The 13937-nt window shown below is 54.2% G+C and carries 12 protein-coding genes; 1 reads left to right on the forward strand and 11 read right to left on the reverse strand.

Annotation, left to right across the window (positions count from 1 at the left end):
- Positions 1–40: 40 nt before the first annotated feature.
- The 6 genes from N0M98_RS14210 to N0M98_RS14235 all read right to left on the reverse strand — a co-directional run bounded on the left by N0M98_RS14210 (position 41) and on the right by N0M98_RS14235 (position 6627).
- Entirely contained in the window at positions 41–922 is an 882-nt protein-coding gene (locus N0M98_RS14210) for a carbohydrate ABC transporter permease (RefSeq protein ID WP_259618317.1), read from the reverse strand.
- A 16-nt stretch (positions 923–938) separates the two neighbouring features.
- Positions 939–1889 carry an ABC transporter permease gene (locus N0M98_RS14215; RefSeq protein ID WP_259618318.1) on the reverse strand — a complete coding sequence of 317 codons (951 nt, stop codon included), beginning with the start codon at positions 1887–1889 and terminating at the stop codon, positions 939–941.
- Between the two features lie 191 nt (positions 1890–2080).
- Positions 2081–3583 (reverse strand): response regulator transcription factor, encoded by a 1503-nt coding sequence (locus N0M98_RS14220; RefSeq protein ID WP_259618291.1) that lies wholly within the window; start codon positions 3581–3583, stop codon positions 2081–2083.
- Positions 3580–5433, reverse strand: coding sequence for a sensor histidine kinase (locus N0M98_RS14225; protein WP_259618292.1), 1854 nt, complete (start codon positions 5431–5433; stop codon positions 3580–3582). The genes N0M98_RS14220 and N0M98_RS14225 overlap by 4 nt, the downstream gene beginning before the upstream one ends.
- 200 nt (positions 5434–5633) lie before the next feature.
- Positions 5634–6065, reverse strand: coding sequence for a universal stress protein (locus N0M98_RS14230; protein WP_249863349.1), 432 nt, complete (start codon positions 6063–6065; stop codon positions 5634–5636).
- 148 nt (positions 6066–6213) lie between these two features.
- Complete coding sequence (locus N0M98_RS14235; protein ID WP_249863350.1) at positions 6214–6627, reverse strand: winged helix-turn-helix transcriptional regulator; 414 nt, start codon at positions 6625–6627, stop codon at positions 6214–6216.
- A 131-nt stretch (positions 6628–6758) separates the two neighbouring features.
- On the opposite strand from N0M98_RS14235, the gene N0M98_RS14240 reads away from it, so the two are divergent.
- Entirely contained in the window at positions 6759–7178 is a 420-nt protein-coding gene (locus N0M98_RS14240; protein WP_259618293.1) for a cupin domain-containing protein, read from the forward strand.
- 108 nt (positions 7179–7286) lie between these two features.
- Here N0M98_RS14240 and N0M98_RS14245 read toward each other — a convergent pair whose 3' ends face one another.
- The 5 genes from N0M98_RS14245 to N0M98_RS14265 form a co-directional block, all read right to left on the reverse strand.
- Positions 7287–7628 (reverse strand): DUF1801 domain-containing protein, encoded by a 342-nt coding sequence (locus N0M98_RS14245; protein ID WP_259618294.1) that lies wholly within the window; start codon positions 7626–7628, stop codon positions 7287–7289.
- Positions 7629–7895: 267 nt separating this feature from the next.
- The gene (locus N0M98_RS14250) at positions 7896–8774 is read right to left on the reverse strand and encodes a carbohydrate ABC transporter permease (RefSeq protein ID WP_249863353.1); all 879 of its coding nucleotides are present in this window, start codon (positions 8772–8774) and stop codon (positions 7896–7898) included.
- Between the two features lie 14 nt (positions 8775–8788).
- Entirely contained in the window at positions 8789–9760 is a 972-nt protein-coding gene (locus N0M98_RS14255) for an ABC transporter permease (RefSeq protein ID WP_249863354.1), read from the reverse strand.
- Between the two features lie 108 nt (positions 9761–9868).
- Positions 9869–11524: an extracellular solute-binding protein gene (locus N0M98_RS14260; RefSeq protein ID WP_249863355.1), complete on the reverse strand. Its 1656-nt coding sequence runs from the start codon at positions 11522–11524 to the stop codon at positions 9869–9871.
- Positions 11525–11652: 128 nt separating this feature from the next.
- Positions 11653–13920: a helix-turn-helix domain-containing protein gene (locus tag N0M98_RS14265; RefSeq protein WP_259618295.1), complete on the reverse strand. Its 2268-nt coding sequence runs from the start codon at positions 13918–13920 to the stop codon at positions 11653–11655.
- Positions 13921–13937 lie beyond the last annotated feature (17 nt).

The following is a 13937-nucleotide window of genomic DNA, read 5'->3' on the forward strand; positions in this document are numbered from 1 at the left end:
GAAACCCCTCTCCATGTATATAGATGTGTATATGATGATCTCAGCCCTTAACGGAACCAAGCATAACACCTTTGACAAAAAATTTTTGCAGAAAAGGATAGACGGCAAGCATCGGCAGCACGACAACCAGCACCCCGGCGGCTTTTAGCGACTCAGGCACGACATTGGCCTGCACGCCCGAGGTTATGCCGCTGTTTACGAGCTCCTGCAGCAGATTTTGACTTTGAATCATATTCTGTACAAGAACCGTCAGGTTGAATCGGCCGGTGTCCTGGATGTAGATGAGCACGGGCAAGAACGTATTCCAGTAAGCGACGCCATAAAATAAGGTCAAGGTGGCAATGACCGGCATGGACAGCGGCAGCACGATCCGCAGCAGGTAAGCGAGCTCGGAGCAGCCGTCGATTCTCGAGGCGTCGTCGACTTCGCTCGGAATATTTTCGAAGAAGGTCCTCATGACCAGCAGATTGTACGTGCTCACCAGCGATGGGAGCCAGATCGCAAAGTATGAATTCATAAGTCCGAGCGACTTGACGACCAAATAGGTCGGAATAAGCCCTCCGGAGAACAGAATCGTGAATACCATCGCCAGCGTAAAAAATCGCCGGCCGTAAAAGATGCGGCGGGAAATCGGATAAGCGGTCATGATCGTCGCAGCCATACTGAGTATGACGCCGATGACGGTGATGACAACGCTATTCTGGAAAGCGCCTACAATCGGCGTCCCCGTAAACAGCGAAGTAAATGCTTCCGTATTCCATCCGACCGGATAGAAGCTGACGCGCCCCGCTTCGATTGCGGCCGTATCGCTGAAGGCAATCGCAATCGTATTGATTAACGGAAACAGACAAGTTAGCCCGAGCAAAGCCAGAACGATGTTGTTGATCACGTAAAACCATTTTTCTCCCATTGAAGCCCTCATCATGATTCCTCCTTCTCTACCAGAGTCCCCGGTCGAACTTGCGGGCCAGCGCATTGGCGCTGAGCACGAGAATTAAGCCCACGATCGATTCGAACAAGCCCATAGCCGTCGTCAGACTAAACTGCGCTCCTTGCAGACCTACCCGGTACATATAAGTGCTGATTACGTCCGCTACATTGGAGACGACGGCATTCTGCAGCACGTAGACATGATCGAAGCCGACCTCCATAATGCGTCCCATGGCGAGAATGAACAACAGCACGATCGTCGTACTGATGCCGGGGAGCGTGACATGTCGTATTTGCTGCAGCTTATTCGCCCCGTCCAAGCTGGCGGATTCGTACAGGCTGGGGTCAATCGAAGTGAGGGCGGCCAAATAGATGATCGCGCTGAAGCCCATCTCCTTCCAGATGCCCGAGCCGACATAGATGGCGATCCATGATCCGGGATTGAACAAAAACGGGAAAGGCTCTTCCATCCATCCTTTCAGCAGCTGGTTGATCGTCCCGGATTCCGTGGCGAACAGCGTAAAGATAAAGCCCCCGATAATGACCCAAGAGAAGAAATGAGGCAAATACACGATCGTCTGAATCCATCTCTTATACCATGTTCTTCTGACCTCGTTCAGCAAAATCGCAAGAACAATCGGAAACGGAAAGCCGACAATTACGTTCAAGAGACTGAGCACAATCGTATTGCGGATAATGTTCAGCGTCTGCGGCTGCTTGAAGATCGTCTCGAAGTTATGCATGCCGATCCAGGGACTGCCCAGCACCCCGTCAAAAAAATTGTAATCCTTGAAGGCGATCATCAGGCCGCCCATCGGGAGATACTTGAAGATGACATAGTAGAGCAGTCCGGGAATAAATAGCAGCATTAACGGAATATTCGCTTTCCATCTTCGGCGGCGCGACGCCTGTCTCATCCTTCGCTGCAGCTCTGCGGCGGATGCGGATTGCTCGGTCATGACAGCGGGTTTCCCGGAGGTTGGTGCGGTTGCCATAGCATGGTTGCTCCTCTCTGTTTCTTTCGCATCTTCATTGTAAATCGAAATTCGCCGGCGATTCCTTCATTCTCTACGGGCAAATCTTGAATTTTTACAGAAGTGAAAAAAACAAAGACCCTGAACGGCTCGAATCTCCGTCAGGGCGCTATAGTTTAAGTACGAGGCTGCTTGCGGTATTCGCTCGGCGAACAGCCTGCCGACTGCTTGAAGGCCGTAGCGAAGTAATTCGAATCCGCATAACCGACCGCTTCGGCGATCTCGATAATTTTCATATCCGTATTCGTTAAGAGCAGCTTGGCTTTCTCCATACGGAGCCTGGTCAAATAGCCGCTGAAGCTCTCGCCTGTCTGCTTCTTGAACAGGTTGCTGAAGTAGTTCGGATTCAAATGAACGTGGGCCGCTACAGCCGCGAGACTGCATTCCTCCATGTAATGCTGCTTCAAATAACGGATGGCCCGTTCGATGAGCCCGCTCTTGCGCTCCTCCAGCCACTGCGCGGTAGCGCGCTCCAGCGAGCTGATCCGCTCCGAAATCCATTCGTTGACGGCATCGGTCGATGACAGACCCAGGAGCCCTTCCAGCTCGGAGGCGATGTCTCCCGGTTCCGCTTCTTTCTCCAGCTCCTTGCGCTGCACCTCGCGGACGACCGCTGCGAGGCAGAGCGCATCCGCTTTCCGCTCGGCCAGCGGCACCTCCGGCCGGCTCTCGAAGCTTTGCCGAAGGATGGCGCCGATCTCCGAATGCTTCCCCAGCAGCAGCAGGGAAGTAATTTCCGCATGAAGCGCCTGCACCTTCGCTTCGTCGATCCGACTGTACTTGCTGTCGGAAGCTGCGAGGAGCGGCGAAGCGGCGCTGTGCATAACATACAGCCGCTCGGCATCCGCTTCCGTCTTGACCGGCCCGAGTCGCATCGCCTTTAGCGGAAGCCCGAGCAGACGCTGCACCGTCTTCAGCAAATGCTCGAAGAATGCCCCGTCCTCGGAATCCGGCTCGAGAAAAAAGGCAAATCTCCCGTATTCCACCGTCATCCAGCGTCCGCCGCTCCCCCGGCTCGACATAAGCTCCGCTGCGATATTGCTTATCGCGAACTGCAGCAGCTCTACATCCTCGGCCCGGTATTGTTTGCCTTGGGGGAGAAACGTCTCTACGCTGACCAGCCAGAAGTCCCGTCCGTTCAGCCAATCCATCGACTGAGGCGGCTCCCCTGCCGGCTGGGGCAATCGCAGAAGAACCGAACGCAAGGCATGATCCTCCCGGACTCGCCTCTGCTCCGTCTTCACCCGCAGCTGCTCGCAGGCTTGGCGAAGCACGCGGCAAATCTCCTCCTCGGGGCACGGCTTCAGCAAAAAATCTTTCACGCCGTACCGCACGGCCGCCTGAGCATATTCGAAATCCCGGAAGCCGGTCAGAAGAATAACCGCCGTCCCGCAGCTGCGCTCCGATATGTGCCGGGCCAGCTCCAGCCCGTCCATCAGCGGCATCCGAATATCGCTCAGGATCAGATTCGGCTTCAGCTCCTCCAGCTGCAGCAGCGCTTCCTGCCCGTTACTCGCTTCGCCGGCCACGCGCCAGCCCAGGTCGTTAGTCTCGATCAGCTTCCTGAGCCCTCTGCGGATTAACGGCTCGTCGTCTACGATCATGATGCTGCCTGTCATCTGCTTATGTTCCCTCCCAGTGGTATATACATTCTGAATGTCGTTCCAGCTCCATTCAAGGATTGGATCTTAAGTCCGTACGGCTCGCCGTAGAGCAGATCGAGCCTTCGGATCACACTGCGAATCCCGATGTGAGTGCGTCTTCTCTTTTCGGTGACGGAAGCGGTTTCACCCGGCTGGATCTGCTTTCGGGCGCCCCGCGCTGAACCCAGGATGGAACGGATCTGCTCCGCCGTCAGGCCCTTGCCGTTATCAATAATCTCGATGACGATCGCCGGCGCCGCTTCCGTCGTCCGAGCATCAGATGCATCAGACGTCATCCCCCGGTAGGCGCGAATGCTGAGAATCTGACCGGCAGGCATGTCCGTGAAGGCGTGAACGAACGCATTTTCGACCAGCGGCTGAAGAATTAACCGCGGCACAGGAATGCCCGCGAGCTCTTCCTCCATTTCAACGATCGTCTCGAGCTGATGGCCGAACCGGTGATTTTGAATCGTCAAATAACTGCGAATTTGGTTCAGCTCGTCTTCCAGCGTCGTGTCGGTCTCAACCGGCTCCAGAGCGTAGCGCAGCATATCGGATAGCGATACGACGAGCGTGGCGGTCTCGCGATCATCCTTCAAATAAACCATCCAATAAATAGTATCCAGCGTATTATGAAGAAAATGGGGATTCAGCTGAGCCTGCAGCGCGGTAAGCTCCGCCTCGCGTTCACTTAACTGCCGCTCGTATACTTCCTTGATTAACGTATCCACATGCTCCGCCATCGAGTTGAAATTACGCGCCAGGAAGCCCAGCTCATCGTCCGTACGCACTGCAAGCCGGGTCTTCATATCGCCTTCCCTCATCCGGGCCATCCCCCGAACGAGCTCGCGCAGAGGACGGAGCAGCCGGCTGCCTGTCCAGGCGACCAGCAACCCGGCGAATAACAAGCTGATAATGCCGATCAGCAGATTCACTTGAACAATGATGCCGCTGCGCGATTGCAGCGAATCCAGCGATACGCGGCTGATTAGCGTAAAGTCGACTTGGCCGGAGCGGCTCTTCGCGTACAGATACGGTTTACTATCCACATCCATCGTGCTGCGGTTCCCCACGTCTCCGGGCTTCGGCGCCGCCCCCGCATCCGATATATCGCTATAGACGAGACGGTCCATTTTATCATATAGAAATACATTGGCCTGCGCATCCTTGACAAGATCGTCCAAATATTCGGAAATGAGCGATTGATCGAACAGCATCACCATCGTTCCGTACGGTTCCTGCTGCACCGTCTTCATTTGCCGGGCCGCCGCAAAAAAAGTCTGATACCCCGAATCCGCATTGCGGCTGGGCAGCTGAAGAGGGAACCAGATCAGGTTGCCGAAAGATCCTTCCAGCGAAGCTTTGATCTGTGTGAACGCTTCCTTCGGCAGCTGAGCAGTAAAGGAACTATTCGTCCCGCTGAATATAAATCCGTTTTCCATCGTGTCGTAAAGATACATCCCGATCAGCTTCGGCTCGTCGTATTTGACCTGAAACAACAGCTTGTTCAGCTCGTCTTGATCCGAAAGCTGCGTATACGTCTCCCGCTGCTCGGTCTGTGCCGAACGCTCAAGCACCTGCTGTACATATGGGTGGAATACAATGAAATTGGAAATACGGTAAATATCGCGAATTTGCAAATCGAGCCGGGCCGCCGCCTGCTCGTTCGTCTTGGAGAACTGCTCGCTGATCTCGTCCGTAAACAAGTTGAGATGAATTTTATAACTGATATAGCCCGATACGGCAAAGGTGAACAGGATAATAACGGCCAGACTGGCGATTAATTTTTGCGAGAAGCTTTTGCGGGTTAAGCGAATCGGGCTCACATCGGTTCCTCCCGGGCGGTTGCAAATTAAAATAAACCATATCATATCACATTTGGCCTTCATATTCATAAAAAAATGGACTCGCCGTTCGCCGGAACGGATGTCCACATGCATAATTTTATTGCCCCGATCGAAAGAAAAGCAGCGACAGACGAAGAACCGAATGGCCCTAGTCTGCCGCTGCTTTGACTTTACTTATTTTACTTAATTACCAACACCGGAACCTTGGCATGCTGAACGACATTGTGGCTGACGCTGCCGAGCACAAATTCGCCAATGCCGCTAAGTCCTCTGCTGCCAATCACAATCAAATCCGCCTCGATTTCGTTGGCATAGCCCAAAATTTCTTTCGTTATAACGCCCTGTCTTACCTCGATATGTATATTCGTAAAATCGTTTATTTTCTCTTTGATCTTGGCTACGACTTGCTCGGAATATTCCGCATCGTTGTTTTCTACCGCAACGGGGGCAATGAAAACCGCGCCGCCTACGACGTAGGTTGGGGGACTGTAAACATGAATGATATCCACTTTCGAATAATGGTTCAATTTGGCTAGCTTTATTGCGGAATCGAGAGCTTTGTCTGCAGCCTCCGAGCCGTCGTAAGCAACAAGAATTTTAGAGTACAGCATCGTCCATCACCTCATACGTTTGATAGTTACATTATAGCGCTCAGGAAAATAATAGGATGTGATATAAATCACTACTTGAGCGAACACGGCCGGCGGAGCACTCTTCCGCCATGATCAGTATCAATGCTCAAGAGAAATACAGCGGTTACTATGGAGCAATATCGTCGAAATTCCGCCTTAGACGCTGCTCCAGCCCTTTTTCGTCGGTTATCAGCTCCTGCATGATCGGTATACTCATATCGGTATTCGGATTGTGTTTAAGCCCCCAGTGCATAATGGCAAATACGACCGGAAACAGATCAAGAGCTTTTGGCGTCGGACGGTACATCGTTTGTGCGCGATTCGTCTCTCCTTCGATCTTAACGAGCAGGCCCGCTTCGACGAGCGATTGGAGCCGTGCGCTCAATATATTGGTTGAGATCCGCTCGCGCGAGGCAAGAAACTCGCGGTAATACCGCTTGTTGTGAATGAGGACGTCTCGCAAGATGACCAGGCTCCAGGGATCGCCCCAGATGTCGAGTGCATATACAATGGGACAAACGGTGGAAGTTCGCTTTTTCATAATTTAATTATACAATTCACGCTTGCATTCTGCAAGTTTGTAATTGCAAATTGCAAGTACATAGAATATACTGAGTGTCAGGCATGATTCTTCATGCGCCTACTTAACTCCACTTGAAAGGAAGTTTACAAATGAATGGTAATCATTTCAGCGTTGTGGAAGCCGGTCCTTTGAGCAATCTTTTGAATATGTCAAAGGACCCTGCTCCCGGTAAGTACTTTCTGAAAGACAGGCTTGGACTAACCGGTATGGAAGTTTCATTGAACCAACTGCCGGAGGGCGGCTCTATCCCGTTCTATCACACCCATCGCGAGAATGAGGAGCTATATCTTTTCATCGGCGGACGAGGTCAGTTTCAGGTGGACGGACAGATTTTTGATGTGCAGGAAGGAACGGCTATTCGTGTTTCGCCTGAAGGCGAACGTACGCTTCGCAATAATGGTGCCGGCGATTTGTATTTCATCGTCATTCAAGCCCAAGAGGGCAGTCTCCGTCAATGGGTGCAGACAGATGGCGTCATACTCGATAAACCAGTTACCTGGCAGAGATAGGATAAGAAGAAGAGGGGCTCGCCGCCCCTCTGTGCTATTTCCGCCCATACATCGCCGATTTCATTGTCCTTCCGTACCAGGCGCCGACACGCTTGCAAAATCTTTTATCTACAGCCTGCCGGAAGCCTGTCCGACCAGTGACACCAATTGCTCGGAATCAAACGTATCCCCTTTGCGCAGCTTCAATGTTTTTCTTTCCGGAGGACCTTCGAACATGCCTTCAGGAAATTCTAAAGCCGAACAATTAAATATGGTAAAACTTACCGCTTCTTTCGATGTCGAGATGGCTGCGGCGTATTTTCCGTTTTTCAAAAAATGGGGCTTCTTATATTGGATGCGTTCATGTACATTTGGAATCGCTTGACGGACCACTTCACGCAGACCGGCGGAAAGCTCCTTATGCCACGGTTCTTTTAACGCTTCGATAAAATCGGTTACTTCCTGATTCATTTTTTATTCGCTCCTTTAATGTAAAATGAAGGTCTATGAGGCGCATAGCGGCCTTCCCGCTTCCCTCCCTGAACTTCGCCGCTATATAGACGACGAACGGGAGACGGTTTAATCGACATCCATGCGATTTTTTTTGGGGGCAATTTTTTGCTAAATCAAACAATGACAGCTCCGGGGCATTTCACCCGAGAGCTGCCTTCTATCAATTGTCTATGATTTCGTCTTGCTTCGTTCCGGTGAGTTTTCTTGTGATACCATCTGACAGGCCTAGCCCTTAATCGCGCCGATCATGACGCCTTTGATAAAATATTTTTGCAAAAACGGGTAAATGAACAAAATCGGCAGCGTCGATACGATAATGATCGCATATTTCACCTGCATGATGGCGAGACTCTTCTCTTCCCCCATCGTAACCGAATCGGCCAAGCTTTGCGTATTCTCGACGAGCACCTTCACCAGATAAAGCTGGAGCGGCTGCAAATCCTTGTCGGGAAGGTAGATCAGCGCGCTGAAATAACTGTTCCAATGCTCGACGGCGTAAAATAAAATGAGCACCGCCGTGATCGGCATGGCCAGCGGGATGATGATGCGCCACAAAATCCCCATATCGCTGGCGCCGTCCAGCTTCGCCGACTCGATCAGCGACTCCGGGATCGACTCGAAGAACGTGCGGGCAATGATGACGTACCATACGCCTACCGCGCCGAGCACAATCAATATCCATCGCGTGTTATACAGCCCGAGCTGGTTCACCAGAATGAACGTCGGGATCAGGCCTCCCTTGAAAAGCATCGTGAACACGATGAACAGCGTAAGCGGTTTCCGAATGACGAAGCTGCGGCGCGACAACGGGTAGGCGATGAGCAGCGTCACGACGACATTGACTGCGGTCCCGACGACGGTGTAAAAGATCGTATTGCCGTACGCTGTCCATACGTCGGGATTGCTCATGACCAGTTTGTAGGATTGTAATGAAAAGCCTTTCGGCCACAACCATACTTCCAGCTTCGCGGCTGCGAGCGGATCGCTGATCGACATACTGAATACGTATAAGAGCGGGTACAGGCAGACGGCGATCACGACAAGCATGATGCCGGTAATGAACGCGTCGATCCACCTGTCCGCGGAACTTCCGGTCGTAGACAATGGCGTCCTCCTTCTTACCATAATGAGATCGCCGTCCATTTTCTCGCCAGCCGGTTAAACGCGACGATCAGCATGAAATTGATGACGGCGTTCATCAAGTCGATCGCGGCCGCAAAGCTGAATTCGCCTCCCACGAGCCCGATCCGGTACACATAAGTCGATATGACGTCGGCTACATCGTATGTAGCCGGATTGTACAGCAAAATAATTTTTTCGAATCCGACGCTCATCATTCTCCCCAGCTGCAAGATCAGCAGGATGACGATCGTAGAAGCGAGTCCGGGCAGCGTGACGTAGACCATCTGCTTCCACCGTCCCGCGCCGTCGATTTTCGCCGCCTCGTACAGCTGGGGATCGATCGCGGTGATGGCCGCCAAATAAAGGATGGAGTTATAGCCGAAGCTTGCCCAGATGTCCGTGCCGATATAGATGGTGCGGAACCAGCCGGATTCGCTCAGAAAGTTGATTTTCTCCAAGCCGAGCTTCACCAGGGCTGCGTTGACGATGCCGCTGTTCGGAGACAGGAACGTCACCGTCATCCCGACAATGACGACGACGGAGATGAAATGCGGCATATAGCTGACCGACTGGACGAACCGCCTGAACGCCTGCCTCCTGACTTCGTTAACCAGTAAAGCGAAGGCGATCGGTATCGGGAAGCCCCAGATCAGATTGTACAGGTTGAGCAGCAGGACGTTTTTAATCAACCGGAACGCGTGAATGGAGCCGAAAAACTCCTCGAACCAGCGCAGCCCGACCCACGGGCTGTTCCAGATGCCTCTCGACGGCGAGAAGTCTTTGAACGCCATCAGCAGGCCGTACATCGGCATGTAATGAAAGATAAGAAAATAGAGCACGGCCGGAACCGTCATAAGCAGCAAATATTTGTCTCTTCGGTATAATTTCGCATGCCGTCTCCAGTATGACTCGCGCTGTATCGTCCCCGCTTTGGCCAGCGGGGACGGAAATCGGGTGTCGTCAATCATGGAACGATTCTCTCCTCGGCACGGTCGGGCGCGAAAACGGCTGCCGGCCGCAGTGTACGATCGCCGACTCGCGGCAATCCGCGCCGCCGTGCAGTTTATGCTGGTTCGTCACTTGGCCTTGCCCGCCATAAGGCGGTCGTACTGGGCTTGTCGCACCGCAAGCACATCGTCGATGCCAATGTCCCGAATTCTCTTGGTGAAGCTGTCCCACTTATCGATCGGCTCTTGGCCGAGAATGAACTTGGCGACCATCTCGTCCTTGTACGTCGTAATGTCCGTCAGTTTCCGGTTCAAGCGGCTGGATTCCTCATTCGTCGGGGCGGCGAATTCCACGACGGGCACGATATACGGCTCCACCAGCTTCGCCCGCTCGGCCAGCGTCTCATCCGTCAGCTTCAGCATCGACACATATTCCTTCTTCATTACAAGACTGTTCAGCTGCCAGGCGCCGATCGAGCGCACCGCCTCGACCGGACCGAGCCCGTCCGGGTTGTGCAGAACGAAGTCCGTAAACACGGGCTTCCCATCCTTCATCGTATACGTCTTTCCTTCAACGCCCAGCGTGGAGCGCTTGGAATTTTCCATGCTGTAGATAACGTAGTCAAGCCAGCGCAATGCGATATCGGGATATTTGGAGTCCTTGGTGATGGCCGCGTTGCCGTTGGCGAGCCACGTCGTCTCGATATGTCCTTTGTAATTGTTCGGCCCTGCGGGCGGCTTCGTCATAACCCACTGCGCATTGGCTTCGCCCGCTTCCTTGAGCTTGTTGATCCACAGCGGATTCGATTCCTGCCATCCCAGAACGGCGCCGGACAGGCTGCGAATAATTTTTGAAGTGGCCTGGTCCTTGTTGTTCACTGCGAATTCCATGTCGAGCAGGCCTTCTTTTACAAGCTTGTTCAGGAACACAACCATTTCCTTGGCCCGCGGGTCCAGCCATTCGTATTGAATTTTGCCGTTTTTGTCCGGGTAGAAACCGTCGCTCGTCCGCAGATGCAAACCCCAGGCGTTGCCCCAGTAGTAGAGCTGCGCCGTCCCGTCGTAGTTGGTCATCGGGATTTCGTCGGCTTTGCCGTTCCCGTTCGGATCTTTCTCCTTAAACGCTTTCAAAACGCTGTACCAATCGTCGACCGTCTCGGGCTCCTTAAGTCCCAGCTTGTCGAGCCAATCTTTGCGAAGGAGCCAGCCGTATGGACCTGCGGCCACCTCCTCGTCCCTGGCTCCGGCCAACCGGTACGTATTGCCGTCCGGCGTCTTAAGCAGCGCAGGCAGCAAAGGCTTCTCCTTGAATACCGCAGCGGCGTTCTCTCCGTACTTCTTCAGCAGATCGTCCAGCTGGAGCAGCAAGCCGTCTTCTCCGTATTTGCCCAAATCGAATCGGGTGAAGATGATATCCGGCAAATTCGTTCTTGCGGCGAGCCGGGTTTGGATCGCCGTCGTGAACTGGCTGTTCGGCACGACCTCCCATTTGATCTTCACCCCGGTCACCTTCTCGATCTCCTGCCATACAGGCAAGTTCTGGGTCAGGCTTGCCGCCGCGTACGGATTGTCGGGCATCGCCACCGTCAGCGTTACGGAGCCGTCCTTCACGATAGGCATCGGGTTGGAAGGCGAGCCTGCGGTTTTGGCATCCTCTGACGGGCGAGGAGACGGGACGGGCGTTGCATCCATCCCTTCGGTCCCGGCGTTCGAACAGCCGGTGGCCGCGATAGCGCATGTCATAATAAAGGCAAACGCTGCTGTTGCTGATCTTGTTTTGTTCATGGGAACCCCCTTTTCGTATTCGCCGGTTTTATGCACCGGCTGGCCTTAGTATAGTCGGCGGCGGCGATAGCGGTCTACGAACGATGCTTGCTCTATGCCATACAAAATTTGTTTTTTGCCCAACTGGCCTACGGGTTCCCCTTATATTGGCTCGGCGTAATGCCCATATATTTTTTGAACAGCCGGCGGAACGTAATGTCGTTGTCGAAGCCGACTTTTTGCGCGACCTGCACGATCGTCGTCTCGCCGGTCAGCAGCCGTTTCGAAGCCTCGATGCGGCGGCGATTCACATAGTCGACGAAGTTCGTGCCGGTCTGGCTTTTGAAGTAACGGCTCAAATACGAGGGAGAGATTCCGAACGTATCCGCGACCGAGGTAAGCGACAAATTTTGATCGGTATAATGCTGCTCCAAATACGTCCGGATTTCCCGAATCAAATGGTCGTTGCGGCTTTGCCGCTCCTCCGCGGCGAGCCGGGCGGCTTCCTCGTACAGCCTGCGAATCGTATCGAGCATAGTACCCGGCTCCTCCTGCTGCAGCAGCTCGTTCGGACTGACCGACGGCGTCCGGGCGATATTGAGCTCCTCCAGAGCGGCGAGGGCGCATGTAGCTACCCGATAGCACAAAAACCGGATTCCGCCGAGCGGCAGACGGCTTGCTTGCAGCTCGGTCCGAACGACCCGATGCGCCATCTCGACCGCGCTCGCCGCATTGCCGTTCCGGATCGCCAGCTTCAGCTCCTCTTCCTCGCCGATCGTTCCCTTCCATTCGTGGGTATCGGAGAATCGCTCCGCATACAATATAGCGCCGTCCTCCTGAATGAACCGGTACTCCAGCGCGCGAAGCGCCTCGGCGTAGGACAAGTGCAGCTCAACAAGGCTCCGGTACTGCCTCCCGGCGCCGATCGCCCGGTAGGCGACGGACGCCCCCCGCAGCCCTTCCCGCAATAGCCCAACCGCTTCTTCCTCGGCTTCGCCGCTGTCCGCATTAAGAATGAGCGCCTTGCTTCGCCCGTCAAGCTCGACCCAATACATCGCGACGAGCCGCTGATCCAGCTCGGGCTTTAGCTGCTCGAGCAGGGCTTCCGGGTTCAACTGCCCTTCGTCCAGCAGCATAACAAGGCAGCGGTAATATTCGTGCGGGAACGAGATATCCAGCAGCTCCATCGTGCGGGCCGTCTCCGCATAGTCCACGTGGTCCGATTCATGCTTGAGCAGCTTGCTTAAGCATGTGTTTCGGGCGAGCGGCTTGTACAGCAATATTTCGCTCTCGCTGCGGTCCGCGTCATTCAGCATGGCGTAGATCGCATTTTGCAAAATCGCATATTCGTTGCTGCCGTTCTCGGCCGGCCGCAGCCGGGCTCGCACCAGACTGAGCATCTGCTCGATCGGACGGTAGTCCCGCCGCGCCAGCAAGTGAGAGACGGTCACGCCGATGAGCAAATAAAACATCATAAGCGCTATCGCCATCAGCCGGACGCTCTTCAGCTTGGCGGTCAGCATATTGTCCGGCACGACCAGATGATACGTCCAACCGTTCGCCCCCTCCGCAGATTGGACATGCGCGTAACCGGTTCCGTCCTCAGTGCGCATTGATTGCACGGAGCCGCTCGTACCTTGGGCCAGCTGCCGCTCCAGCGCCGCCCGGATAGCGGCATTGCCGCCGTAGCCGGTAACGTAGCGCCCTTGCCGGTCGGTTACATAGACGCTGCCGTTCTGCTTGACCAGGGCCGATTTGCCGAGCAGCTGCTGAATCGTCTCCTCCTTAATGAAAAGCAGCAGCGTCGCCTGGAACACGGAATCTCCGGGAGGCAGCGCATGCAGGTAGGTAAGGAGGCGTTTCGACTGATTCAGGACGCTCGCCTCCTCCGGCAGCAGCATCGTCCGGTTGTTCAGCTGCGACAGCCTATCCGACCAGTCTCCCGCCGTCAGCCGCTTGTAGCGGATCAGGTCGGAGAAGAACCGCTCACGGCTGTCTTTGCCGACGGTCGAAATGATCGTGTCCTTGCCGTTGAAATCAATCGCGATCTCATCGACGAACGGATACGTCGCCTGGAAAATGCGAAGCTCCTGCAAAATGCCGAGCAGCACCCCGATATCGAGCCGGTCGTAGCTTAAGCTGCTCCCCTCCATGTTCATCAGCTTGACCGCCCAAGGCATATAAGACAGCTGAACCGCAAACGAGTCCAGCGTCTGAAAGTTCCGGTCGACTTCCGTGCGAATATCTTCCGCGATGCCGCTGTAGGTCTTGTGCGTTTCCTTCTCGATCGCATTCGTCAGCCAATAATAGGTCGCCACACCGAATACGATCAGCGGCAAAGTAATGATTAGTATGTAGGAGTACAGCACCTTCGCGAATATGGAACCCGAACGGCCGCGGAAGATGAGCTTCTTCATGATGGACCCTCCCCGTT

It is taken from the genome of Paenibacillus doosanensis, from assembly GCF_025060755.1.
GTDB classification, from domain to species: Bacteria; Bacillota; Bacilli; order Paenibacillales; family NBRC-103111; genus Paenibacillus_S; species Paenibacillus_S doosanensis.

Bases quoted from the DNA above. Each gene is read 5' to 3' on its own strand.
- N0M98_RS14210 (WP_259618317.1), bottom strand. From the start codon at position 922: ATGAGGGCTTCAATGGGAGAAAAATGGTTTTACGTGATCAACAACATC.
- N0M98_RS14215 (WP_259618318.1), bottom strand. From the start codon at position 1,889: ATGACCGAGCAATCCGCATCCGCCGCAGAGCTGCAGCGAAGGATGAGA.
- N0M98_RS14220 (WP_259618291.1), bottom strand. From the start codon at position 3,583: ATGACAGGCAGCATCATGATCGTAGACGACGAGCCGTTAATCCGCAGA.
- N0M98_RS14230 (WP_249863349.1), bottom strand. From the start codon at position 6,065: ATGCTGTACTCTAAAATTCTTGTTGCTTACGACGGCTCGGAGGCTGCA.
- N0M98_RS14235 (WP_249863350.1), bottom strand. From the start codon at position 6,627: ATGAAAAAGCGAACTTCCACCGTTTGTCCCATTGTATATGCACTCGAC.
- N0M98_RS14240 (WP_259618293.1), top strand. From the start codon at position 6,759: ATGAATGGTAATCATTTCAGCGTTGTGGAAGCCGGTCCTTTGAGCAAT.
- N0M98_RS14245 (WP_259618294.1), bottom strand. From the start codon at position 7,628: ATGAATCAGGAAGTAACCGATTTTATCGAAGCGTTAAAAGAACCGTGG.
- N0M98_RS14255 (WP_249863354.1), bottom strand. From the start codon at position 9,760: ATGATTGACGACACCCGATTTCCGTCCCCGCTGGCCAAAGCGGGGACG.
- N0M98_RS14260 (WP_249863355.1), bottom strand. From the start codon at position 11,524: ATGAACAAAACAAGATCAGCAACAGCAGCGTTTGCCTTTATTATGACA.
- N0M98_RS14265 (WP_259618295.1), bottom strand. From the start codon at position 13,920: ATGAAGAAGCTCATCTTCCGCGGCCGTTCGGGTTCCATATTCGCGAAG.